This window comes from Leifsonia sp. EB34, assembly GCF_041260585.1.
In the GTDB taxonomy this organism is placed as follows: Bacteria; Actinomycetota; Actinomycetes; order Actinomycetales; family Microbacteriaceae; genus Leifsonia.
This window is the reverse complement of sequence record NZ_JBGCCV010000002.1, coordinates 1,024,443-1,048,522: the sequence shown is the minus strand read 5'-3', so window position 1 is coordinate 1,048,522 and position 24,080 is coordinate 1,024,443. Positions and strand designations below refer to the sequence as shown.

Genomic DNA, 24,080 nt, shown 5'->3' with positions numbered 1-24,080 from the left:
GCTCGGGAGACGGCGTGTTCTGCCAGGACGTTCGGCTAGGAGAGCACGTCCTTGGTCAGGAAGCGGCCGACGGCGAGGGCGCCGAAGACCGCGACGTAGCCGGCCTGCAGCCACAGGTTCGAGACGAAGGAGTCCCAGACCAGCGGGGCGCGCAGGAAGTCGGCGAAGCCCAGCCAGTAGTGGCTGAACAGCCACGGGTGCAGGGCGTCGAGCTGCGGGAGCTGGTCGAGCACCTGCGACACCACGGCCAGCACCGCGGTCGCCGCCATCGCCCCGACCGGGACGTCCGTGAGCGTGGACAGGAATAGCCCGATCGCGCACATCCCGAGCAGCGACACCACGATGTACAGCGCGATGAGCAGCATCCGCACCGCCGCGTCGCCGAGGGGGACGACCGCGCCCGACAGCAGCGTGACCGGCCCGATCGGGAACAGCAGCGCGCCGATCAGCGCGCCCGCCAGCGCGACGGTCAGCGCCGCGGCGACGCAGAAGACCGCGCACCCCGCGTACTTCACCGCCAGCAGCCGCAACCGGCCGGCCGGCGCGATCACGAGATAGCGCAGCGTGCCGTGGCTCGCCTCCCCCGCGATAGTGTCACCGGCGACGACGCCGATGGTGAGCGGCAGGAACAACGGCACGCACACCACCAGAGCCGTGAACGCCACGAAGAGCCCGTTGCTGGTGATCTGGTCGAGGAATGCCGGTCCCCTGCCCCGTCCGGTCAGCCGCACGGCGACGGCGATGAGGATGGGCACGGCCGCCAGCGCGCCGAGCATCGCCCAGGTGCGCCAGCGCCGGAACATCACCGACAGCTCGGAGCCGAGCAGCGCCCAGCCCGCCGCCGGGCGCGCGCGCCGAGCGCCGACGGCCACCGCCGCCGGAGGGGCCGCCGTCACGGCCGCGTCCTCGACCGGGACCGCCTCACTGCTCGACATCGAAGCCCTCCCCGGTCAGCTCCACGAAGCGCTCCTCCAGGCTGGACGACCGCACCGCGAAGCCGCGCAGCCGCACCCCCGCCCCGACCAGGCTCGCGGCGAGGTCCTCGACGGGAGGCGCGCCCTCGGTGAGCGCCGCCTCCACGCCGTCGCCGCCCGTCTCCGGCGTCAACCCGAACCGGGCCAGCACGTCGGCCGCCGTGGCTCGGTCGGGCGTGGTCACGCTCACCCGCGGCCCGGAGGCGCTGCGCAGCTCGTCCAGCGCGCCCTGCGCGACCAGCCGGCCGGTGCGCATGATGGCCGCATGCGTGCAGATCTGCTCGATCTCCGCGAGCAGGTGGCTGGAGACGAAGACCGTCGTGCCCTCGTCCGCCAGCGAGCGGACCAGGTTGCGCACCTCGCGCGTCCCCTGCGGGTCGAGCCCGTTGGTCGGCTCGTCCAGCACCAGGAGGTCGCGGTCGGTGAGCAGCGCGCCGGCGATCCCGAGTCGCTGCTTCATGCCGAGCGAGTAGGTGCGGACGTGCTTGCCCGCCGCGTGCGTGAGGCCGACACGGTCGAGCGCTGCGGCCACGCGCTTCGAGCGGGTCGCGCCGGGCGCGTACCGGTCGGCCGTATCGCGCCGGACGAGGTTCACCGTTCCCGAGAGGTAGGGCGCGAAGGCCGGACCCTCGACGAGTGCGCCGACGCGCGGCAGCACGGTCGCGCCGCGGTCGGGCATGGCCTCGCCGAGCAGGTCGATCGAGCCGGCCGACGGCGAGATCAGCCCCAGCAGCATGCGGATGGTCGTGGTCTTGCCCGAGCCGTTCGGCCCCAGGAACCCGAAGACCGAGCCGCGCGGCACCGACAGGCTGATCCCGTCCACGACCGCGCGCCCGCGGAAGCGCTTGGTCAGGCCGCTCGTCGCGATGGCGGCGGCGTCGCTCACCGCCCCACGTCCACTGACTCGGCACTCACCGGCGGTCGCTCACTGAGCGGCGGCCTGGAGGGCGGAGACCGGGACGGCGCCCGCGAGCAGCCTCCCGTCCGCCGTCACCAGCACCGACATCAGCGAGGTCGACAGCGCCCGGCCTCCCCCGACGGACTGCGTGAGCTGGGCCACCAGCGGGTCGGCCAGCGCCTGCGCGGGGACCGTGCCCGCCGGGAGGCTGACGATCGTCGCCCAGCCGGTGCCCGTCACCGTCGGCTTCGGCCGGTTCGTCGCGGTGCTGTGCTCGCCGGTCTTCGGGGCCTGCTCGGTGACCTTCGCGCCCTTCGGCGGGGTGAACGAGAACACGCTCGCGTCCGGCGCGCTCGGCGTGAAGTCCTTGAACCAGGCCTGGAACGACGGCGAGGAGGCCCCGCGCGCGGTCACCTGGACCTGCAGCGGCAGGCCCGTCTGGCCGTCCACCGCGATGGACACCGAGCCGACCAGGGTGGCGTCGGTGCGCGGTGTCAGCACGAGGTCGTAGGCGTCGCGGTTCGCGACCTTGGTGTTCGGGCCGAGCGTCACCTGCGTGGACGGGTCGACAGCCGCGAGGAACTTCTCCGCGAGCGCCTGCGGCGTGGTCGCCGTGGCGTCGGGCGTCGCCGTCGGAGCCGGCGTCTCGCCACTCTTCTCGTGCGCCGGGATCGTCGCGTGGGTGACCGACTGGTCGCTCGACTGGTACAGCCAGACGTCGGACCCGTTGCGGATGGCGTCGCGCTCGGCGAGCTGGTCGAGGAGCTGCACGCGCACCTTGGTCGGGCCGTCGACATACACCTTGGCGCTGTGGTCGCCCATCAGCAGCGAGAGCGTGCTCGCGATGGAACTGTCCGCGCTGGAGGACCCGCCGCCCATCTTCGGGATGCTCGGCAGCCCCAGGTCGGTGGTCTGCTCGACGGTGCCGGAGAACGCCTTGGTGTCGCTCGAGGCGACCAGCCGCAGCACGTCCGCGGGCGACTTCACGGGCAGGTCCGCCGCACCCGCGGCGAGCGGGATCGCGATCGCGCCCGCGGCGATGGCGGCGGGGACGACGATGGCCGGGAGCCAGCGGATCAGGCGGTGCTTCATAGTCCCGAGGATACGCTCGGCACCCCACCGCCGACCCTTCCGATTACCCGGGAGAACCGGAAATCATCCCCAGGTATGACAGGCGCGTCTGACGCGGGGATGACATCGGGATGACACGCGGAAGGCCCCGCCGGAGCGGGGCCTTCCTCATCCGCCCTAGAGGACGTCGCCGACCTTGTGGACGCGGATGTCGTTGGTGGTTCCGGGGATTCCGGGAGGGGAACCGGAGATGATGATGACCTTGTCGCCGTTCTCGGCGCGGCCCGTCGACTTCAGGGCCTCGTCCACCTGCGCGACCATCTGGTCGGTGTGGGTGACGCGGTCCACGACGAACGACTCCACGCCCCAGAACATCGACATCCGGCGGCGCACGGACTCCTCCGGCGTGAACGCCAGGATCGGGATCTTGTTGCGCAGGCGGGCCATCCGGCGCGCCGACTCGCCCGACTCGGTGAACACGCAGAGGTACTTGGCCTCCACGAAGTCGGCGACCTCCACGGCGGCCAGCGTGATCGCGCCCGACTGGGTGCGCGGCCGGGTGCCGAGCGGGAGGATGCGGTCGAGTCCGTGCTCCTCCGTCGAGGTGACGATGCGGGCCATGGTGGCCACCGTGATCGCCGGGTACTCGCCGACGCTCGTCTCGCCCGAGAGCATCACCGCGTCGGCGCCGTCGAGGACGGCGTTGGCGACGTCGGAGGTCTCGGCGCGGGTCGGGACCGGGCTGGAGATCATCGACTCGAGCATCTGCGTCGCCACGATGACCGGCTTGGCGGCGCGGCGGGCCAGCTCGACCGCACGCTTCTGCACGATCGGGACGGCCTCCAGCGGCAGCTCCACGCCCAGGTCGCCGCGGGCGACCATGATGGCGTCGAACGCCTCGATGATCTCCTCGAGCGCCTCGACGGCCTGCGGCTTCTCGATCTTGGCGACGACGGGGACCTTGCGGCCCTCCTCCGCCATGATCTCGTGCACGCGCTCGATGTCCTTGGCGTTGCGGACGAACGACAGCGCGATGATGTCGGCGCCGAGCTTGAGGCCCCAGCGCAGGTCCGCCTCGTCCTTCTCGGACAGCGCGGGCACGTTGACCGCGACGCCGGGGAGGTTGATGCCCTTGTTGTTGGAGACCGGGCCGGCGACGACGACCTCGGTGGTCACGACGTTGCCCTCGACCTCGACGACGCGCACGCGCACCTTGCCGTCGTCGATGAGCAGGTAGTCGCCCGGCTTGACGTCGTTGGGCAGGCCCTTGAACGTCGTGGAGGAGATCTCCTTGGTGCCGATGATGTCGTCGGTGGTGATCTTGAAGATGTCGCCCTGCGCGAGGTCGTAGGGGCCGGCCTCGAACTTGCCGAGACGGATCTTCGGACCCTGGAGGTCGACGAGCACGGCGACCGGCTTCCCCGCGTCGTCGGCGGCCTTGCGCACGTTGGCGTAGACCCCCTCGTGCACGTCGTAGCTGCCGTGGCTCAGATTCATCCGCGCGACGTCGACGCCCGCATCGATGATCGCGCGGATGTTGTCGTAGCTGGAGGTCGCCGGACCGAGGGTCGCGACGATTTTCGCCCTTCTCATGGGTTCTTAGTGCTCCGTGATTCTCGCACCCCTGACGGCGCGTTCTCGTGGTGGAGGGAATTCAGACGAGGATTCCCCGGTCTGTGGGGCGGACCGGGGACGGCAACTCCGTCTCCCCTTCAAGATACCGGTCGACGGCGGCTGCCGCTCCCCGGCCCTCTGCGATGGCCCAGACGATGAGCGACTGGCCGCGGCCGGCGTCGCCGGCGACGAACACGCCGGCCTCGCTGGTCTGGTAGTCGCCGTCGCGGGCCACGTTACCCCGGTCGTCGAACGGGAGGCCGAGCTGGGCGCCCAGGTCCTCCTGCTCCGGACCGGTGAAACCCAGTGCCAGCAGCACGAGGTCGGCGGGGATCTCGCGCTCGGTCCCGGCCTTCGGCACGCGGCGGCCGTCGAGGTACTCGGTCTCCGCGACGCGGAGGGCCTTCACCTCGCCGAACTCGTTGGCGAGGAACTCGACGGTGGAGGCGAGGTACTCGCGCACGCCGCCCTCCTCGTGGGCGCTCTGGACCTCGAACAGCGTCGGCGTCGTCGGCCACGGCTGGTGCGCGGGGCGCTCCGCCGGCGGCTGCTTGCCGATCGCGAGGTTGGTGACGCTCGCGGCGCCCTGGCGGTGCGCGGTGCCGATGCAGTCCGCACCGGTGTCGCCGCCGCCGAGCACGATGACGTGCTTGCCGTCCGCCGTGATCTGGTCGCCGACCTGGTCGCCGGCGCCCGCCTTGTTCTGCTGGACGAGGTACTCCATCGCGAAGTGCACGCCCGCGAGGTCGCGGCCGGGGATCGGGAGGTCGCGCGGCACCATCGCGCCGGTGGCTACCACGACCGCGTCGTAGCGCGCCCGCAGGTCGTCCCAGGCGATGTCCACGCCGATGTTCACCCCGGCGCGAAAGCGCGTGCCCTCGGCCATCATCTGGTTCAGCCGCGCCTCGAGGTGCTTCTTCTCCATCTTGAAGTCCGGGATGCCGTAGCGCAGCAGGCCGCCGATCCGGTCGTCGCGCTCGTAGACGGCGACCGTGTGGCCGGCGCGGGTGAGCTGCTGGGCGGCGGCGAGGCCGGCCGGGCCGGAGCCGACGACCGCGACGGTCTTGCCGGTGAGCCGCTCCGGCGGGTGCGGCTGCACCCAGCCGTTCTGCCAGGCCTGGTCGATGATCGACACCTCGACCTGCTTGATGGTCACGGCGGGCTGGTTGATGCCGAGCACGCACGACGATTCGCACGGCGCGGGGCAGAGCCGGCCGGTGAACTCCGGGAAGTTGTTGGTCGCGTGCAGGCGCTCGATGGCCTGGCGGCCCTCCCCGCGCCACATCAGGTCGTTCCACTCCGGGATCAGGTTGCCGAGGGGGCAGCCCTGGTGGCAGAACGGGATGCCGCAGTCCATGCAGCGCCCGGCCTGGCGGCGGAGCTGGGCCGGGTCGCCGGCCTCGTAGACCTCTTTCCAGTCCATCAGCCGGACCGAGACGGGACGGCGCTTCGGCAGCTCCCGCTCCGTTGTCTTCAGAAAGCCTTTAGGGTCAGCCACCGGTCACCTCCAAGATCCGATTCCACACAATGTCGCCGTCGGGGTCGAGTCCCTCGTCGACGGCCTCCTGACGCATCTGCAGCACGGCCGCGTAGTCACGCGGCAGCACCTTGACGAACTTCGCCACCGTGGCGTCGAAGTCCGCGAGCATCCGCTCGGCGAGGGCCGAGCCGGTCTCCGCCTGGTGCTTCTCGAGCAGGTCGCGCACGATCTCGATGTCGGCGCTGCCGAGCGGCAGCAGCTCCAGCTCGCCGGTGGCGAGGGCGTCGCGGTTGACGCGCTCGCGCTTCAGGTCGTACACGTACGCCGTGCCGCCGGACATGCCGGCGCCCAGGTTGCGCCCGGTGCCGCCCAGGATGACCGCGAGGCCTCCCGTCATGTACTCCAGCGCGTGGTCGCCCACACCCTCCACGACCGCTGTCGCGCCCGAGTTGCGGACCAGGAAGCGCTCCCCCACGATGCCGCGGATGAACATGCTGCCCTGCGTCGCGCCGTAGCCGATCACGTTGCCCGCGATGACGTTGCGCTCCGCCGGGAAGACGCTGCCCTGCGGCGGGCGGACGACGATCTGGCCGCCGGACAGGCCTTTGCCGACGTAGTCGTTGGAGTCGCCCTCCAGCCGCAGCGTGATGCCCGCGGGGAGGAACGCGCCCAGCGACTGGCCGGCGGAGCCCGTCAGCGTGATGTCGATGGTGCCGGTCGGCAGGCCGTTCTCGCCGTGGCGGGCCGTGACCTCGTGACCGAGCATGGTGCCGACCGCACGCTCCGTGTTGCGGATCGGCAGCGACAGCGACAGCGTCGCGCCGTCGGAGCCCGTGTGCGTGGAGGCGAGCACGTCGTGCGCGGCCTGGATGAGCTGGTTGTCGAAGTGCTGGTCCAGCTCGTGGTCCTGGGCGCGGCCGTTCTTGCGCGGCGCGGACTCCGGGAACTCCGGCCCGCGCAGGATGGGCGTCAGGTCCAGCCCCGACGCCTTCCAGTGCTCGATGGCGCGGTCGGCGTCCAGCAGTTCGGCGTGGCCGATCGCCTCGTCCAGGCTGCGGAAGCCCAGCTCGGCGAGGTACTCGCGCACCTCCTGGGCGATGAACTCGAAGAAGTTGACCACGAACTCCGGCTTGCCCGAGAACCGCGAGCGGAGCTCCGGGTTCTGGGTGGCGACGCCGACCGGGCAGGTGTCCAGGTGGCAGACGCGCATCATGACGCAGCCGGAGACGACCAGGGGCGCGGTCGCGAAGCCGAACTCCTCGGCCCCGAGCAGCGCGCCGACGATGACATCGCGGCCGGTCTTGAGCTGGCCGTCCACCTGCACGACCACGCGCTCGCGCATGCCGTTCAGCATGAGCGTCTGCTGCGTCTCGGCCAGGCCCAGCTCCCACGGCGTTCCCGCGTGCTTCAGCGAGTTGACCGGGGAGGCGCCCGTGCCGCCGTCGTGGCCGGAGACCAGGATGACGTCGGCCAGGGCCTTCGCCGTTCCAGCCGCGACCGCGCCGATGCCGGACTCGCTCACCAGCTTGACGTGCACCCGCGCCTGCGGGTTCGCGCGCTTCAGGTCGAAGATGAGCTGCTTGAGGTCCTCGATCGAGTAGATGTCGTGGTGCGGCGGCGGCGAGATGAGCCCGACGCCCGCGGTGGCGTGCCGGGTGCGCGCGACCCAGGGGTAGACCTTGGTCGGCGGGAGCTGGCCGCCCTCGCCGGGCTTGGCGCCCTGGGCGAGCTTGATCTGGATGTCGTCCGCGTGCGTCAGATACATCGACGTGACGCCGAACCGGCCGGAGGCGACCTGCTTGATCGCGCTGCGGCGCTCCGGGTCGAGCAGGCGGTCGAGGTCCTCGCCGCCCTCGCCGGTGTTCGACTTGGCGCCGAGCCGGTTCATGGCGATCGCGAGGGTCTCGTGCGCCTCCTTGGAGATGGAGCCGTAACTCATCGCGCCGGTGGAGAAACGCTTGACGATCGACTCCACCGGCTCGACCTCGTCGATCGGGACGGCGGGACGCTCGCCGGTGCGCAGCGCGAACATGCCGCGCAGCGTCATCAGCGACTCGGCCTGGTCGTCCACGAGCTTCGTGTACTCCCGGAAGACGTCGTACCGGCGCGTGCGCGTGGAGTGCTGCAGGCGGAACACCGTCTCCGGGTTGAAGAGGTGCGGGGAGCCGTCGCGGCGCCACTGGTACTCGCCGCCGGTCTGCAGCCGCTCGTGCGCGAGGATCGCGCCCTCCGGCGGGTAGGCCGCGGTGTGCCGTGCCAGGTTCTCCGCTGCGATGACGTCGATGCCGACGCCGCCGAGCTTGCTCGTGGTGCCGGTGAAGTACTGGTCCACGAACTCCTGGCTGAGGCCGACGGCCTCGAACGCCTGAGCGCCCGCGTACGACGACACGGTCGAGATGCCCATCTTGGACATGATCTTCAGGACGCCCTTGCCGAGCGCCTTGATCACGTTCTTGACCGCCTTCTCCGGCGTGACGTTCGTGATCATCCCGCTGCGGACGAGCTCCTCGCAGGTCTCCATCGCCAGGTACGGGTTGATCGCCGAGGCGCCGTAGCCGATCAGGAGCGCGACGTGGTGCACCTCGCGGACGTCGCCGGCCTCCACGATCAGACCGCACTTCATCCGGTTCTGGGCGCGGATCAGGTGGTGGTGCACGGCCGCGAGCATGAGCAGCGACGGGATGGGCGCGAGGTCCTTGGTGGAGTCGCGGTCGCTCAGCACGATGAACTGGGCGCCGGCCTCGATGGCCTCGTCCACCTCGTCGCACATCTCGGCCAGGCGCGCCTGCATGGCGTCGGGCCCGGCGTCCGAGCGGTACAGCCCGCGCAGGGTCGTCGTGAGCCGGCTGCCCGGGCGCGGGTCGATGTGCTGAATCTTGGCGAGCTCGTCATTGTCGATCACCGGGAAGTCGAGGACGACCTGGCGCGCGTGCTCGGGGCCGGCGCTCAGCAGGTTGCGCTCCGGGCCGAGGCCGAGGGCCAGGGAGGTCACGACCTCCTCGCGGATGGAGTCGAGCGGAGGGTTGGTCACCTGCGCGAACTGCTGCGTGAAGTAGTCGAAGAGCAGCCGTGGGCGCTCGGAGAGCACCGCGACCGGGGTGTCCGACCCCATCGCGCCGAGGGGCTCCGCGCCCGTCGTCGCCATGGGCTTCAGCAGGACGCGCACCTCCTCCTCGGTGTAGCCGAACGTGCGCTGGCGCCGGGTGACCGACGCCGGGGTGTGCACGATGTGTTCGCGCTCCGGGAGGTCCTTGAGGTTGATCCGGCCCTCGGCGAGCCACTCGCCGTAGGGCGCGCCCGCGGCGAGCTCCGACTTGATCTCGTCGTCCTCGATCAGGCGGCCGGCGACAGTGTCCACCAGGAACATCCGGCCCGGGCGCAGGCGGCCCTTGCGCACGACCCGGCTCGGCTCGATGTCGAGCACGCCGATCTCGGACGCGAGCACCACCAGTCCGTCGTTGGTGACGACGTACCGGCCGGGGCGGAGGCCGTTGCGGTCGAGGGTCGCGCCGACGAGCGAGCCGTCGGTGAAGACGATCGCCGCCGGGCCGTCCCACGGCTCCATGAGCATCGAGTGGTACTCGTAGAAGTCGCGGCGGACCGGGTCGATCTCGGTCTGGTTCTCCCAGGCCTCCGGCACCATCATCATCACCGCGTGCGGCAGCGACCGGCCGGTGAGCGAGATGAGCTCCACGACCTCGTCGAACGACGCAGAGTCGGAGGCGCCGGGCGTGACGATCGGGAGCACCGGCGAGAGGTCGCCGAGCAGCTCGCTCTCGAGCTGCGACTGCCGGGCGCGCATCCAGTTGCGGTTGCCCGACACCGTGTTGATCTCGCCGTTGTGCGCGATCATCCGGAACGGCTGCGCGAGCGGCCAGGACGGGAACGTGTTGGTGGAGTACCGCGAGTGCACCAGGGCGAGCTTGGAGGCGAAGCGCTGGTCGGAGAGGTCCGGGTAGAACGGCTCGAGCTGGAGCGTCGTGACCATGCCCTTGTAGACCATCGTGCGGCTCGACAGCGACGAGAAGTACAGGTCGAGCTCGCGCTCGGCGCGCTTGCGCAGGAAGAAGGTCAGGCGGTCCAGCGCGATCCCGGCGACCGGCTCGCCGCGCTCGTCCGTGCGGGTGCTCGACACGAAGAGCTGCTCGATGACCGGCATCGCGTCGCGTGCCAGCGTGCCGAGCTCCTGCGGGCGCACCGGCACGGGACGCCAGCCCAGCACCGTGAGGTCGTGCTCGGCCGCGATCGCCTCGATCGCCGCCTTGACGGCCGCACGGGCGCCGCCGTCGGTGGGCAGGAAGGCGTTGCCCACCGCGTACCGGCCGGCGCCGGGCAGTTCCAGCCCGGAGACGGCGCGCAGGAACGCGTCGGGGATCTGCGTGATGATGCCAGCGCCGTCGCCGGTGCCGGCGTCGGAGCCGACCGCGCCGCGGTGCTCCAGGTGGCGCAGCGCTTCGAGCGCCGCGTCGATGATGTCGTGACCGGCTGTTCCGCGGAGCGTCGCGACCATGGCGAGGCCGCACGCGTCCTTCTCGGCGGCGGGGTCGTAAAGACCCTGCTTACCGGGAACCGTGCTGAACCGGGAGTGGGGAGGCGTGACCGCCATAATTCGACCGTCCTCACAGTGTCGTGGATGTGGGGAGTGGAGTGCGGGGACGCCTTCGGCCCGATGCTGGGAGGTTCCGCCGCAGCTTCGCCGGGCTTGTGTGCGGCCCGGGAGTCGGTGCGGTCAGGTAGTGCTTATGGGATCAGCCTCTACGGGGTGGGTTGTTCTGAGCCGGCGGAGATCATCCGCGCGACGGGCTTGTGGCCCTGGCTCCGGCGGACGCGGTGGGCTCTCCGTCGCCATCGACGAAGTCCTCGTCGTCCGAGTCCGTGTCGTCAGAGTCTACCTCAGCATCGGGGCGAACCCATTCACGGCCCGGCAGGTACACGCTCGGCTCGAGTCCGGGGTGCCGGCGGGACTGCACGATGAAGATCACCACGCCGAGCACGACGGCCAGGAACGCGGCCCAGACGTTGCTCGGGATGCCGAGGAAGGAGAACTCGCTCGGGTCGATGCGGATCGACTCCAGGTAGGAGCGGCCGACGCCATACCAGATCAGGTAGACGGCGAGCGTCTTGCCCCACTGCAGGCGGAGCTTGCGCTCCAGGAAGAGGATGACGACGACGCCGATGACGTTCCAGATGATCTCGTAGAGGAACAGCGGCTGGAACAGCGTGTTGTCGGGCAGGCCGACCGGGATGGCCTTGTTGCCCGCGTCGATCTGCAGGCCCCACGGCGCGTTGGTCGGGAGGCCGAACAGCTCCTGGTTGAAGTAGTTGCCGAGGCGGCCGATGGCCTGCGCGAGCAGGAGGCCCGGCGCCAGGGCGTCCGCGACGCTCCAGAACCGCAGGCCGCTGATGCGGCAGGCGATCCAGATGCCGAACGCGCCGCCGATGAGCGCGCCGAAGATGGCGTTGCCGCCCTCCCAGATCGCCCAGACGCTGCCCGGCTGGAACGGGTTCCAGGTGTTGTGCCCTGCCCCGAAGTAGTCCGTGGGGTGCGTGATGACGTGGTAGGCGCGGGCGCCGATGAGGCCGGCGATGACGGCCCCGAGCAGGATGTCGAGGATGACCCCGGGCTCCGCGCCGCGCTTGGTGAGGCGGCGGGACGTCCACAGCGTGGCGACGACGATGCCGATCAGGATCATGATCGCGTAGGTCTGGATGCGCCAGTGCCACCCGAAGATGTCGATCGGGATCTGCTGCCACTCGGGCCCCGGGCTCGGGATGCTGGCGACCCAGCTGCTCATCGTCGCGACCACGCGATGACTACCTTTCGTATCCGATGGAGTCCGGCGCCGATCGGCGCACAGCGTCCAGTCTAAGTGTTGGTCGGGGGTGGGCCCGACCCCGAGGGATCAGACGCAGGGGTCAGACGCGGAGAGGGTCAGGCCGTCGCGCCCTGGCGCACCGTGCCGCCCGCGAGCTCCGCGGCGACCCGTCCGGCCTCCGCGACTCCCCCGTCGGCCAGCGCCTTCACGAGCGCCGAGCCCACGATCGCGCCGTCGGCGTACTCGAGCACCTCGGCGACCTGCGTCGCGCTGGAGATGCCGAGGCCGACGCAGGCGCTGGTGGCGCCGGCGTCGCGCAGCCGGCCGACCAGCGTGCGGGCGGCGCTGTCGACGTCGCTCCGGGCGCCGGTGATGCCCATCGTGGAGACGGCGTAGACGAAGCCGCGGCTGTGCTCGACGGTCGAGCGCAGGCGGGCGTCCGTCGAGGACGGTGCAGCCAGGAAGACCCGGTCGAGCCCGGCGCGCTCGGAGGCGGCCAGCCAGTCCGCGCCCTCGTCGGGGATCAGGTCGGGCGTGATCAGTCCGGCGCCGCCTGCGGCGACCAGGTCGTCCGCGAACCGGTCGACGCCGTACTGCAGCACCGGGTTCCAGTAGGTCATCACCAGGACCGGCACGTCCACGCGCTGGGTGATCTCGCGGACGGCGGTGAAGCCGTCGCGCAGCCGGAAGCCGTTCGAGAGCGCCTGCTGGGTGGCCGCCTGGATGACCGCGCCGTCCATGACGGGGTCGGAGTACGGCAGGCCGAGCTCGATGATGTCGACGCCGTTCTCCGCGAGCGCCACCGCCGCGTCGACGCTGGTCTGCAGGTCGGGGAAGCCGGCCGGGAGGTAGCCGATCAGGGCCCCTGCGGCCTCGGCGTTGCGGCGGGCGATGGTGTCTGCCACGCGGCTCACGACTGCACGGCTCCTTCGTCGATCAGGCCGAAGTAGCGTCCGGCGGTCTCCATGTCCTTGTCGCCGCGGCCGCTCAGGTTCACCAGCACGATGCCGTCCGGGCCGAGCTGCTTGCCGAGCTCCAGAGCGCCGGCCAGCGCGTGCGCGGACTCGATGGCCGGGATGATGCCCTCGGTGCGGCTGAGCAGGCGCAGCGCCTCCATCGCGTCGGCGTCGCTCACCGGGACGTACTCGGCGCGACCGATCGAGGCGAGCCAGGAGTGCTCCGGGCCGACGCCCGGGTAGTCGAGCCCGGCGGAGATCGAGTGCGACTCGATGGTCTGGCCGTCCTCGTCCTGCAGCAGCATGCTGCGCGCGCCGTGCAGGACGCCCGGGCGCCCCTTGGTGATGGTCGCGGCGTGCCGCGGGGTCTCCGCGCCCTCGCCGCCGGCCTCGAAGCCGACCAGGCGCACGTCCTCGTCGTCCAGGAACGCGTGGAAGATGCCCATCGCGTTCGAGCCGCCGCCGACGCAGGCTGCGACGGCGTCGGGCAGGCGGCCGGTCAGCGCGAGCACCTGCTCGCGGGCCTCCTCTCCGATGATCTTCTGGAGGTCGCGCACCATCTCCGGGAACGGGTGCGGGCCCGCGACGGTGCCGAAGATGTAGTTGGTGTCCTCGACGTTGGTCACCCAGTCGCGCATGGCGTCGTTGATCGCGTCCTTGAGGGTGCGCGAACCGGTCTTGACGGCGACGACTTCTGCGCCGAGCAAGCGCATGCGGGCGACGTTCAGCGCCTGGCGCTCGGTGTCGACCTCGCCCATGTAGATGGTGCACTCGAGGCCGAACAGCGCGGCGGCGGTCGCCGTCGCGACGCCGTGCTGGCCGGCGCCGGTCTCGGCGATCACACGGGACTTGCCGATCCGCTTGGTGAGGATGGCCTGGCCGAGCACGTTGTTGATCTTGTGCGAGCCGGTGTGGTTGAGGTCCTCGCGCTTGAGGATGACGCGCGCGCCGCCTGCATGAGCGGCGAAGCGGGGCACCTCGGTGACGATGCTCGGCCGGCCGGTGTAGCTGCGGTGCAGCTCGTCCAGCTCGGCGTGGAACGCGGGGTCGGCCTTCGCCGCCTCCCACGCCACGGTGAGCTCGTCGAGGGCGGCGACGAGGGACTCGGGCACGAAGCGCCCGCCGAACTCGCCGAAGTAGGGTCCGTGTTCAGAACGAAGGGACATCAGGCTCCAAGGAACTGGCCGAGCGTGGCGATCGGGTCGTTCGTGACGAGCGCCTCGCCGACGAGCACGACATCCGCGCCCGCCGCTCGGTAATGCGCGACGTCGGCGGCCGACTTCACGGCCGACTCCGCCACGCGGATGACGCCGGACGGGTACCGGTCGGCCAGGCGGCCGAACAGGTCAGGGTCCAGCTCGAACGTCGAGAGGTTGCGCGCGTTGACGCCCACCAGCTTCGCGCCGGTGTCGAACGCGCGGCTCAGCTCGTCCTCGGTGTGCGCCTCCACGAGCGCGGTCATTCCGAGGTCGGCGATGAGGTCGTGCAGCTCCACGAGCCGCTGCTGGTCGAGCGCGGCGACGATGAGCAGCACGAGGTCCGCCCCGGCGGCGCGCGCCTCGAGCACCTGGTAGGGCTCGGCGACGAACTCCTTGCGGAGCACCGGGAGGGTCACCGCGGCGCGGACCGCCTCGAGGTCGGCCAGCGACCCCTTGAAGCGGCGCTCCTCGGTGAGGACGCTGATCGCGCTCGCTCCCCCGGTCTCGTAGAGCGCGGCGAGGGCGGCGGGGTCCGGGATGTCGGCGAGGTCGCCGCGCGACGGGCTGGCACGCTTGACCTCTGCGATGATCTTGACCCGCTCGGCGGGCGCGAGCGCCGCGAGCGCGTCGATGGCGGGCTCACGCGCCGCGGCAGCGGCCTCGACGGCCGCGTACGGTCGCTCGGCACGTCGCCGCTCGGCATCCTCCAGCGCGCCGGCGACGAGGTCGGCGAGCACGGGTCAGTGGCCCTTCGGGGTGTACTTGGAGCCGCCCACTCCGTAGCCCGCGCGCTTCATGATCCAGCCCACGATCAGCCCGACGATCGCGAGGCCGGCCGCGGCCCACACCACGATCGGCGCGTCGTAGAAGAAGGCGATGGCGCCGATGGTGAAGGCGATAAGCATGATGATCACGGCCGTCCACGCCGCCGGCGAATGACCGTGGCCTGGCTCGACTGACTCGGTGCTCATGGGACTCCTGCACGTCGGGTGCGCGTCGCGGCGGCACTGGGGCCGGACCACGCGCGCACGGATTGGTGGATCGGAACCAGTCTAGTGGCTCACCGCGTGGGGTCGTCCCCGCGGCTCAGCTCGTCCCAGCTGTCGATCGCGGCGTCCCGGTCCAGGGACGCCGGCTCGTCTGCCGCGTCGGATTCGGCGGCCGCGCGCGCCTCGCGCTCGTCGCCCTCCGCGGCGTCGGCCGCCGGCTCCGTGGCCTCCGCGTGCCCGTCCAGCTCCGCGAGGGTCTCCTCTGCTGACCGACCGTCCTCGCCCGCGAACCGGGTCTGGTACTTGCGCGACGGCCCGGGCCACGCCCGCAGGAAGACGATCGACAGGACGCCGGCGAGGGCGACCAGCACACCGCCGACGACCGCGAACCACGGCCAGAACTCCGTCGCCGTGCTCTGCACGAGCTTGCGCAGCGAGGCCTCCCCCGCGACGCCCGTCGCCGAGGTGATCGCCGCGCTTGCCGCCTGCAGCGGGTCGCCGAGAACCGCGAGCGCCGAGTACACGATGGAGACGCCGAGCAGGATCCCGAGCGCCGCCAGCACGACCCGGAAGGCCGGCCCCGCGATCGCGAGCGCGGCGGTCAGCGCGAGCCCCGCGAGCGAGAGCGCCGTCAGGGCGGGCGCGGCCGCCGAGCCGGCGACGGTCACCGTGCCGGCGTGGTCGGCGACGTCCCGCACCTGGATGGTGAACCAGGTCTGGGTCGCGGACAGCAGCCCCAGGCCGCTCCCCACCAGGAGGGCGAGGAGGGTCAGGTACTTGACGCGGCGGTTCTCAGTCCGCACCGTGCACCCGTCTCATGCCGTTGGCGACGGCGACCGCCCGCAACGGCGCTGCCGCCTTGTTCTGCGACTCCTCGAACTCCAGGCGCGGCACCGAGTCGGCCACCAGGCCGCCGCCGGCCTGGACGTGCGCGACGCCGCCGAGAAGGGTCGCCGTGCGGATCGCGATGGCGAGGTCGGCGTCGCCGGCGAAGTCGAAGTAGCCGATCACGCCCCCGTACACGCCGCGCTGCGCCGGCTCCAGTTCGTCGATGATCCGGAGGGCCATCGGCTTCGGAGCCCCGGAGAGCGTGCCGGCCGGGAAGGTCGCGCGGAAGACGTCGATCGCACCGGAGGTCGGCAGCAGGTCGCCCTCCACCGAGGAGACGATGTGCATGATGTGGCTGAACCGCTCCACGCGCATGAACTCCGTCACCGCGACGCTGCCGGCCGCGCACACCTTCAGGAGGTCGTTGCGGGCCAGGTCGACGAGCATCAGGTGCTCGGCGCGCTCCTTGTCGTCGGCGAGGAGGGAGGCCTCCAGTTCGAGATCCTCCTCCGGTGTCGCGCCGCGCGGCCGGGAGCCGGCGATGGGGTGCGTGAACGCGCGCCCCTCCTGCACCTTGACCAGCGCCTCCGGCGAGGAGCCGACGATCTGGTAGGGCTCGCCGTCCGGGCGCTCCAGCGACAGCAGGTACATGTACGGGCTCGGGTTGAGCGCGCGCAGCACGCGGTACACATCGAGGGCGGAGGCCGTGCACTCCAGCTCGAAGCGCTGCGAGATGACGACCTGGAAGATGTCGCCGGCGACGATGCGCTCCTTGGCCGTCACGACCGACGCCAGGAAGTCCTCCTCGCGGGTGCGGGACACCGGGTGCGCGGGGGTGCTCAGGTCGACCTCGGCCAGCCACGCCTCGGAGGGCTGCGCGAGCTGCCGCTGCATGCGGTCGAGCCGCTGCTGCGCGTCGCTCCAGAGCGCGTCCGCGTCCTGCTCGCCGTCGGCCAGCGCGTTGGCGATGAGCTTGACGGTGCCGGAGCGGTGGTCGATGACCACGAGGTCGGCGACGAACGCCATCGCCTGGCCGGGCACGTCCACTTCGGCCGGCGGGCGGTCCGGCAGGCGTTCGAGCTGGCGCACGGCCTCCCAGCCGATGAAGCCGACCAGGCCGCCGGTCAGCGGGGGCAGGCCGGGAATCCGCGGCGTCCGCCAGCGCTCGTGCAGCGCCGCGAGGGCGTCGAGCGGACCGCTCGGCACGGCGGTGCCCAGCGCGCGCTCCGCGGAGAGGCCGTAGTCGAGCCAGCGCACCTCGTCGCCGTCCTGGGTGAGCATCCCGAAGGACGCGGCTCCGACGAAGGAGAAGCGCGACCAGATGCCGCCCTGCTCCGCCGACTCCAGCAGGAAGGTTCCCGGCCGGCCGGCGGCGAGCTTGCGGTAGATGCCGACCGGGGTCTCCCCGTCGGCGAAGAGCTCGCGCACCACCGGCACGACGCGGTGCTCCACGGCCAGCGCCGCGAACTCCTCGCGGCCCGTGGTTCCGTTCGCGGTCGCGATCACCGGTCGGACCCCGTCTCCCCGGCCGGGTCGTCGGCCTCCGCCGCGCCCACAGCGGGGGCGAGCACGTCGCCGTCGAAGCACGTGCGCGTGCCGGTGTGGCAGGCGGCCCCCACCTGGTCGACGGTCACGAGCAGGGTGTCGCCGTCGCAGTCGAGCGCGGCGCCCTTCACGTACTGCACGTGGCCGGAGGTGTCGCCCTTGCGCCAGTACTCCTGGCGGGAGCGCGACCAGAACGTCACGCGACCCTCGGTGAGCGTGCGGCGCAGCGCCTCGGCGTCCATCCAGCCCATCATGAGCACCTCGCGGGAGTCCCACTGCTGGATGACGGCGGGCACCAGCCCGGCCTCGGTGAAGCGGACCCGGTCGATCACGTCGTCCGTTCCGGTCATGAGCGCACCTCCACGCCTGCTCGCAGCAGTTCGTCCTTCACATCGTTGATGGTCATCTCGCCCGAATGGAACACGCTCGCGGCGAGTACGGCGTCCGCCCCGGCCTCGACCGCGGGGACGAAGTCGCCCACCGCGCCCGCGCCGCCGGAGGCGATGACCGGCACCCGGCTGATCGCCCGCATCTCGCGGATGAGCTCCAGGTCGAAGCCCTCCTTGGTGCCGTCGGCGTCGATCGAGTTGACCAGGAGTTCGCCTGCGCCGAGCTCGATGGCGCGCTTCGCCCACTCCAGGGCGTCGATCCCGGTCTCGGTGCGGCCGCCGTGCGTCGTCACCACGAAGCCGGACGGCGTCGCCGCCGAGCGCTTGACGTCGAGTGAGAGCACCAGCACCTGCGCGCCGAAGCGCCGGGCGATCTCCGCCACCAGCTCCGGGCGCGCGATGGCGGCCGAGTTGACCCCGACCTTGTCGGCGCCGCTGCCCAGCAGCTTCGCGACGTCCTCCGGGCTCCGCACACCGCCGCCGACGGTGAGCGGGATGAAGACCTGCTCGGCCGTCGCGCGCACCACGTCGTAGGTGGTCGCCCGGTCGTCGACCGTGGCCGTGACGTCGAGGAAGGTCAGCTCGTCGGCGCCCTGCTCGAAGTACCGGCGCGCCAGTTCGACGGGGTCGCCCTGGTCGCGCAGGTTCTGGAAATTGACGCCCTTGACGACGCGTCCGGCGGCCACGTCGAGACAGGGGATGACCCGGACCGCGACGCTCATCAGATCCGCGCCGCGTGGATCGAGGTGACCAGGATGGCCCTGGCGCCCAGCTCGTAGAGGTCGTCCATGACGTGGTTGGTGCTGTCGCGCTTGATCATCACGCGCACGGCCACCCAGTCGGGCTCGCCGAGCGGCGACACGGTGGGCGACTCCACGCCGGGAGTCAGCGCGACGGCCTGCTCCAGCAGCGCGACCGGGAGGTTGTAATCGACCAGCACGTACTGCCGGGCGACCATGACGCCCTGCAGCCGGCGGAGCAGCGTGTCGACCCCCGCGGCGGGTGCGGGCGAGGACACCAGCACGGCCTCGGACTCCAGGATGACCGGGCCGAAGATCTCCAGGCCCTGCTTGCGGAGCGTCGAACCGGTCTCGACCACATCGGCCACGGCGTCAGCGACACCGAGCCGCACGGCGGACTCCACGGCGCCGTCGAGCTTGATGAGCGCGGCGTCCACGCCGTTCTCGGCCAGGAAGCCGCCGACCAGGCCCGGGTAGCTCGTCGCGACGCGCTTGCCCTCCAGGTCGGCGAGGTCGGTGTAGGTGCCGGCCGGGCCGGCGAAGCGGAAGGTGGAGGCGGCGAAGTCGAGCGCCGCGATCTCGGCGGCGGGCGACTCCGAGTCGATCAGGAGGTCGCGGCCGGTGATGCCCACATCGAGGGCGCCGGAGCCGACGTAGGTGGCGATGTCGCGCGGGCGCAGGTAGAAGAACTCCACGCCGTTGCGCGGGTCGGCGACGATGAGCTCCTTGGGGTCGCGGCGGCCGTTGTAGCCGGCCTCGTGGAGCATCTGCGCCGCGGTCTCGGAGAGGGAGCCCTTGTTGGGGACGGCGATCTTCAGCATGTGTTTCGGCTTTCGTGACGTGACGGACGGAGACGGGGAAGGTTCGTCACAGATGTCGGTACACGTCGGCCGGGGTCAGGCCTTTCGCGAGCAGCAGCACCTGGAGGTGGTAGAGGAGCTGGGAGATCTCCTCGGCCATGGCCTCGTCGGACTCGTACTCGGCGGCCATCCAGACCTCGGCGGCCTCCTCCACGATCTTCTTTCCGATGGCGTGCACGCCCGCGTCCAGCTCGCGAACCGTCCCGGAGCCCTCCGGGCGGGTCACGGCCTTCTCGCTGAGCTCGGCGAAGAGGTCGTCGAAGGTTTTCACCGTTACAGCGTACCGGTCGCGGGGGCCGGGTCGGTCCGCGCGACCGCCCGAGGCGGCGCCGGGGACGGCTGATGTGCTAATGTCGCCAGGTCTCATCTGACATACCATCTCGACGAGGAGATCCCACTTGGTATCGACCGCATCCCCGCTGTCCACCGGCCGCGCCGCGCTCTGGCCCCCGCTGCTGTGCTGGGTGATCGTCGCGCTCGACGGCTTCGATCTGGTGGTGCTCGGCACCGTCATCCCCACCCTGCTGGACACGAAAGAACTCGGCTTCGACCCGGCGGCGGCCACAGCCGTCGCCACGGCCGGACTCGTCGGCGTCGGCATCGGCGCCCTCACCGTCGGTCCGCTGGCCGACCGGTACGGCAGGAGGCTGTGCCTCCTGCTCTGCGTGACGGTGTTCTCGCTGCTGACGCTCGCCATCGTGGTCGCGCCGAACGTGTTCGTGTTCGGGCTGCTCCGCGTGCTCGCGGGGCTGGCGCTGGGCGCCTGCCTGCCGGTCGTCATCGCGTACGTCACCGACCTGATGCCGAGCGAGCGCGCCGGCAAGGCGACGACGCTCACGATGACCGGCTACCACGCCGGCGCCGTCCTCACCGCGTTGCTCGCCATCGCCGTCATCCCCGACTGGCGGGTCCTGTTCGCGATCGGCGGCATCGCCGGGCTCATCACCGTCCCGCTGATCCGGCTCGCCCTGCCCGAGGCCCGGCGGGAGCGCACGGCTGCCCCGCGGCCGACGGTGCGCCGGCTGGTCGAACGGCGCTACGTCCTCATCAGCATCGGCGTCTGGGTGACGTCCTTCATGGGACTGCTGCTGGTCTACGGGCTCAACACCTGGCTGCCGCAGCTCATGCGCGACGCCGGCTACGGCTCCACCGACTCGCTCGGGCTGCTGCTCACCCTGAACGCGGGCGCCGTCACCGGGCTGGTCCTGGCCGGAGTCGTGGCCGACCGGGCCGGCACCAAGCGGGCGGCCATGGCGTGGTTCGCCCTGGCCGCCGTGCTGCTGGCGATCCTCAGCGTCCGGATGGAGGAGGTGACGATGCTTTATGCGGCGGTCTTCGTCACCGGCGTCTTCGTGTTCTCGGCGCAGGTGCTCGTCTACGCGTTCATCACCCAGCTCTACCCGCAGGAGATCCGCGGCACCGCGCTCGGCTTCGCGGCGGGCATCGGCCGGCTCGGCGCGATCCTCGGCCCGGCGGTGACCGGGACGCTCGTCTCGCTCGACCTGGCCTACCCCGGCGGGTTCTACGTGTTCGCCGCCACGGCGCTGCTCGCCGTCGCCGCGCTGTCGATCATCCCGGCGCGCGCCCCTGCCGTGGCGACCGAGGCCGCGACCGCCCAGGGCTGACGACGCAGGGCTGACGGGTCGGCGGCGCCGCCCGCGCGAGGAGACTCAGTGGGTGTGCGCCGCCGCCGCGGCCCGCAGGGTGGCGATGCGCTCGGCCGGCTCGCCGCGGAAGACGCTCGAGCCGGCCACGAAGGTGTCGGCGCCGTTCTCGGCGGCGGTCACGATCGTCTCCTCGGTGATCCCGCCGTCCACCTGCAGCCAGACGTCGAGGCCGCGGGCCTCCACCGCCTCCCGCAGCGACCGCAGCTTGGGCATCGTCTCCGCCATGAAGGACTGGCCGCCGAAACCGGGCTCGACGGTCATCACCAGCACCTGGTCGAACTCCGGGAGCAGGTCGAGGTAACCCTCGGCGGACGTGCCGGGCTTGAGCGCGATCCCGGCGCGGGCGCCGAGCGCGCGCAGGCGGCGGGCCAGGGCCACCGGGTCGGCGGCGGCCTCCGCGTGGAAGGTCACCGAGAACGCGCCGAGCTCGGCGTAGCCCGGAGCCCAGCGGTCGGGGTCGTCGATCATCAGGTGCACGTCGAGCGGGATGGGGCTCACGTCCTGGATGCGGCCCACCATCTGCGGGCCGAACGTGAGGTTCGGCACGAAATGGTTGTCCATCACGTCCACGTGCACCAGGTCGGCCGTGGCGATGGTGCGGATGTCGCGCTCCAGGTTCACGAAGTCGGCCGCCAGGATGCTCGGGTTGATGCGCGTCGCCATACCTCCAGCCTATGGGGCGGTGGCGACGGAGGGCGCCTTCTCGAGCACCGCGATGAACATGGCGTCGGTCAGGTGGCGGTGCGGCCAGAGCTGCACGAGCTCGGGATCGCCGGCGAGGTCGAGCCGCTCCACGGCGACGGACTGGACGATGTCCGCCGTGCCCACCGACCGCAGGGAGCCCGGGTGCCGGTCGAGGGCGTCGGCCACGATCGCGCGTGTCTCCGCGACGTGCGGCGAGCAGGTGACGTAGGCCAGCAGGCCGCCGGGCTTCAGCGCCGCCACCGCGGAGTCCAGGAGGCGCGTCTGCAAGGCGGTCAGCTCGGCCACGTCGCGCGGCGTCTTGCGCCAGCGCGCCTCGGGCCGGCGCCGCAGCGCGCCGAGGCCCGTGCACGGCGCGTCGAGCAGGATGCGGTCGAACGCCTCCGGATCCTCCGCGCCGATCGCGACGCCGTCGCGCTCCCAGACCGGGACGTCGAGCGGCACGGCGGCCAGGGCGCGGCGCACCAGCTCGGCACGGGCGGGGACGACTTCGTTCGCGACCAGGGTCGCGCCGCCCGCGAGCGCCTCGGCCGCGAGCAGCGCGGCCTTGCCGCCGGGGCCCGCGCACAGGTCGAGCCAGCGCTCCCCCGGTTCGACCGGGCGGGCGCGCGTGAGCGCGAGCGCGGCGAGCTGGGAGCCCTCGTCCTGCACCCGGATGCGGCCCTCCGCCTCGGTGACGAGGCCCTGCGGGTCGCCGCCGCCCGCGGTGAAGCCGACGGGCGAGAACCGGTCGGGGCGCGCGCCCTCCGGCGGGTCGGCGAGGCCGGGGAGCGCGACGAGATTCACCCGCGGGGCGACGTTGTCGGCCTCCAGCAGAGCCTCCAGCTCCGCGCCGCGGCCCTCTGACTCCAGCGACCGGCGGAACGCGCGCACGATCCAGGCGGGGTGCGAGGTGAGCGCGGCAAGACGTTCGTCCTCGTTCTTGGCGTCCGCCAGCACGCGCGCACGCCACTCCTCGGGCGTCGAGCGGCCGATCTCGCGGAGCACGCCGTTGACGAACCCGGTGCCGGAGCGGCTGCCGACCTGCCGGGCGAGCGCGACCGACTCGTTGACCGCCGCGTGCGACGCCACCCGCGTCGACAGGAGCTGGTGCGCGCCGAGCCGCAGCACGTCGAGCAGCGGCGGGTCGATCTTGTCGACCGGGCGCCCGGCTGCGCGGGCGATCACCCGGTCGTAGTAGCCCTGCATCCGCAGCGTGCCGTAGGTCAGCTCGGTGGCGAGCGCCGCGTCGGCCGGCGACAGGCCGGCGCGGGCGATCCGGCCGGGCAGCAGGAGGTTGGCGTAGGCATCCGACTCCCGCACGGCGGAGATGACGTCGAGGGCGACCTTGCGCGCCGGCTGGACGCGCGTGCGCTCGGCGCTGCTGCGTCCGCGGTCGTAACGCCCGCGGTCGTTGTGCTTGTGGTCGTTCATGCCAGCACCGCCTCCCCGCCGGCGCCGCGCCACCAGTCGGCGGCGTCCATCGCGCGCTTGCCCGCGGGCTGCACCGTGAGGAGTTCGAGCGGGGTCGTCCCGGTGCCCACCTCGATGCGGCCCTCGGTCGCGGCGACCTCGCCGATCGGGAGGGACAGCCCGGGGGCCGGCCGCGCAGCGTGGATCTTGAACCGCTCGCCGTCGAGCAGCACCCAGGCGCCCGGTTCCGGGGTCACGCCGCGCAGCCGCGCGTAGACCTCCTCCACCGGCTGGGTGAGGTCGAGGCGGGCGTCGTCGATCGTGAGCTTCGGCGCCAGGACCGGCTCCCCCGACTGCGGCACCGCCTCTGCGGTGCCGTCCTCGAGAGCGGCGACGGTGTCCACGAGAAGCAGGGCGCCGTCGTACGAGAGCGAGTCGAGCAGCTCCCCCGCCGTCGCGTCGGCCGGGATCGGGACGCGCAGCTCGGCGAACACGTCGCCGGCGTCGAGGCCCGGCACGAGCTGGAAGACGGCGGCCCCGGTCTCCGTGTCGCCCGCCATCACGGCGCGCTGCACGGGGGCGGCGCCCCGCCAGCGCGGAAGCAGCGAGAAGTGCAGGTTGACCCAGCCCAGCCGCGGCGTCGAGAGCAGCGGCTCCCTGACCAGGCCGCCGTAGGCGACGATCACCCCGAGGTCGGCGTCGAGGGCGGCGACCTGGCGGGTGACGTCCTCGTCCAGCCGGTTGGCCTTGATGACCGGGAGGTCGAGCGCGGCCGCGGCGTCGGCGACGGGTGAGGGCGTCAGCACGCGCTTGCGGCCGAGCGGCGCGTCCTCGCGGGTGATGACGGCGGCGATGTCGAACCGCTCGGCGAGGGCGTTCAGGGAGGGGACGGCGACGGCGGGCGTGCCGGCGAAGACGAGGCGCATGTCAAGGTTCTTTCGGTCTGGTCCAGCCCCCGAG

The 24,080-nt window shown here is 72.0% G+C and carries 21 protein-coding genes; 1 reads left to right on the top strand and 20 read right to left on the bottom strand.

Features of this window, described 5'->3' with window-relative positions:
* Positions 1-35: 35 nt before the first annotated feature.
* The 17 genes from ABIA36_RS14475 to ABIA36_RS14395 form a co-directional block, all read right to left on the bottom strand.
* Positions 36-935, bottom strand: coding sequence for an ABC transporter permease (locus ABIA36_RS14475; protein ID WP_369963197.1), 900 nt, complete (start codon positions 933-935; stop codon positions 36-38).
* On the bottom strand, positions 922-1,860 hold the full coding sequence (locus tag ABIA36_RS14470) for an ATP-binding cassette domain-containing protein (protein ID WP_369963196.1): 939 nt from the start codon (positions 1,858-1,860) through the stop codon (positions 922-924). Before ABIA36_RS14470 ends, ABIA36_RS14475 begins: the two co-directional genes overlap by 14 nt.
* Positions 1,861-1,899: 39 nt before the next feature.
* Entirely contained in the window at positions 1,900-2,964 is a 1,065-nt protein-coding gene (locus ABIA36_RS14465; protein ID WP_369963195.1) for an outer membrane lipoprotein carrier protein LolA, read from the bottom strand.
* A gap of 156 nt (positions 2,965-3,120) precedes the next feature.
* On the bottom strand, positions 3,121-4,536 hold the full coding sequence (gene pyk / locus ABIA36_RS14460) for a pyruvate kinase (RefSeq protein ID WP_369963193.1): 1,416 nt from the start codon (positions 4,534-4,536) through the stop codon (positions 3,121-3,123).
* Positions 4,537-4,597: 61 nt separating this feature from the next.
* Positions 4,598-6,055: a glutamate synthase subunit beta gene (locus ABIA36_RS14455; RefSeq protein ID WP_369963192.1), complete on the bottom strand. Its 1,458-nt coding sequence runs from the start codon at positions 6,053-6,055 to the stop codon at positions 4,598-4,600.
* Positions 6,048-10,643, bottom strand: a complete 4,596-nt coding sequence (gltB, locus tag ABIA36_RS14450) for a glutamate synthase large subunit (protein WP_369963190.1) — start codon at positions 10,641-10,643, stop codon at positions 6,048-6,050. Before gltB ends, ABIA36_RS14455 begins: the two co-directional genes overlap by 8 nt.
* Positions 10,644-10,824: 181 nt before the next feature.
* Positions 10,825-11,832, bottom strand: coding sequence for a prolipoprotein diacylglyceryl transferase (gene lgt / locus ABIA36_RS14445; protein WP_369963189.1), 1,008 nt, complete (start codon positions 11,830-11,832; stop codon positions 10,825-10,827).
* Positions 11,833-11,969: 137 nt separating this feature from the next.
* Complete coding sequence (gene trpA, locus ABIA36_RS14440; protein WP_369963188.1) at positions 11,970-12,767, bottom strand: tryptophan synthase subunit alpha; 798 nt, start codon at positions 12,765-12,767, stop codon at positions 11,970-11,972.
* Positions 12,764-13,975, bottom strand: coding sequence for a tryptophan synthase subunit beta (gene trpB / locus ABIA36_RS14435; protein ID WP_369963187.1), 1,212 nt, complete (start codon positions 13,973-13,975; stop codon positions 12,764-12,766). The genes trpA and trpB overlap by 4 nt, the downstream gene beginning before the upstream one ends.
* On the bottom strand, positions 13,975-14,745 hold the full coding sequence (gene trpC, locus ABIA36_RS14430; protein WP_369963186.1) for an indole-3-glycerol phosphate synthase TrpC: 771 nt from the start codon (positions 14,743-14,745) through the stop codon (positions 13,975-13,977). Before trpC ends, trpB begins: the two co-directional genes overlap by 1 nt.
* A 3-nt stretch (positions 14,746-14,748) precedes the next feature.
* Positions 14,749-14,979 carry a DUF6704 family protein gene (locus ABIA36_RS14425; RefSeq protein WP_369963185.1) on the bottom strand — a complete coding sequence of 77 codons (231 nt, stop codon included), beginning with the start codon at positions 14,977-14,979 and terminating at the stop codon, positions 14,749-14,751.
* Between the two features lie 89 nt (positions 14,980-15,068).
* Positions 15,069-15,800, bottom strand: coding sequence for a Trp biosynthesis-associated membrane protein (locus tag ABIA36_RS14420; RefSeq protein WP_369963184.1), 732 nt, complete (start codon positions 15,798-15,800; stop codon positions 15,069-15,071).
* Positions 15,790-17,331: an anthranilate synthase component I gene (locus ABIA36_RS14415; protein WP_369963183.1), complete on the bottom strand. Its 1,542-nt coding sequence runs from the start codon at positions 17,329-17,331 to the stop codon at positions 15,790-15,792. The genes ABIA36_RS14420 and ABIA36_RS14415 overlap by 11 nt, the downstream gene beginning before the upstream one ends.
* Positions 17,328-17,720, bottom strand: a complete 393-nt coding sequence (gene hisI / locus ABIA36_RS14410; protein ID WP_369963182.1) for a phosphoribosyl-AMP cyclohydrolase — start codon at positions 17,718-17,720, stop codon at positions 17,328-17,330. Before hisI ends, ABIA36_RS14415 begins: the two co-directional genes overlap by 4 nt.
* Positions 17,717-18,481 carry an imidazole glycerol phosphate synthase subunit HisF gene (hisF, locus tag ABIA36_RS14405; RefSeq protein ID WP_369963181.1) on the bottom strand — a complete coding sequence of 255 codons (765 nt, stop codon included), beginning with the start codon at positions 18,479-18,481 and terminating at the stop codon, positions 17,717-17,719. The genes hisI and hisF overlap by 4 nt, the downstream gene beginning before the upstream one ends.
* Positions 18,481-19,320, bottom strand: coding sequence for an ATP phosphoribosyltransferase (hisG, locus tag ABIA36_RS14400; RefSeq protein ID WP_369963180.1), 840 nt, complete (start codon positions 19,318-19,320; stop codon positions 18,481-18,483). Before hisG ends, hisF begins: the two co-directional genes overlap by 1 nt.
* Positions 19,321-19,366: 46 nt before the next feature.
* Positions 19,367-19,630, bottom strand: a complete 264-nt coding sequence (locus tag ABIA36_RS14395; protein WP_369963179.1) for a phosphoribosyl-ATP diphosphatase — start codon at positions 19,628-19,630, stop codon at positions 19,367-19,369.
* 127 nt (positions 19,631-19,757) lie between these two features.
* Between ABIA36_RS14395 and ABIA36_RS14390 the strand changes: the two genes are divergently transcribed.
* Complete coding sequence (locus tag ABIA36_RS14390) at positions 19,758-20,984, top strand: MFS transporter (RefSeq protein WP_369963178.1); 1,227 nt, start codon at positions 19,758-19,760, stop codon at positions 20,982-20,984.
* A 45-nt stretch (positions 20,985-21,029) separates the two neighbouring features.
* Here ABIA36_RS14390 and rpe read toward each other — a convergent pair whose 3' ends face one another.
* Genes rpe through fmt form a run of 3 tightly spaced genes read right to left on the bottom strand, consistent with a single transcriptional unit; the run spans position 21,030 to position 24,046 of the window.
* The gene (rpe, locus tag ABIA36_RS14385) at positions 21,030-21,689 is read right to left on the bottom strand and encodes a ribulose-phosphate 3-epimerase (RefSeq protein ID WP_369963177.1); all 660 of its coding nucleotides are present in this window, start codon (positions 21,687-21,689) and stop codon (positions 21,030-21,032) included.
* A 9-nt stretch (positions 21,690-21,698) separates the two neighbouring features.
* Positions 21,699-23,141: an RsmB/NOP family class I SAM-dependent RNA methyltransferase gene (locus ABIA36_RS14380; RefSeq protein WP_369963176.1), complete on the bottom strand. Its 1,443-nt coding sequence runs from the start codon at positions 23,139-23,141 to the stop codon at positions 21,699-21,701.
* Entirely contained in the window at positions 23,138-24,046 is a 909-nt protein-coding gene (gene fmt, locus ABIA36_RS14375) for a methionyl-tRNA formyltransferase (RefSeq protein WP_369963175.1), read from the bottom strand. The genes ABIA36_RS14380 and fmt overlap by 4 nt, the downstream gene beginning before the upstream one ends.
* Positions 24,047-24,080 lie beyond the last annotated feature (34 nt).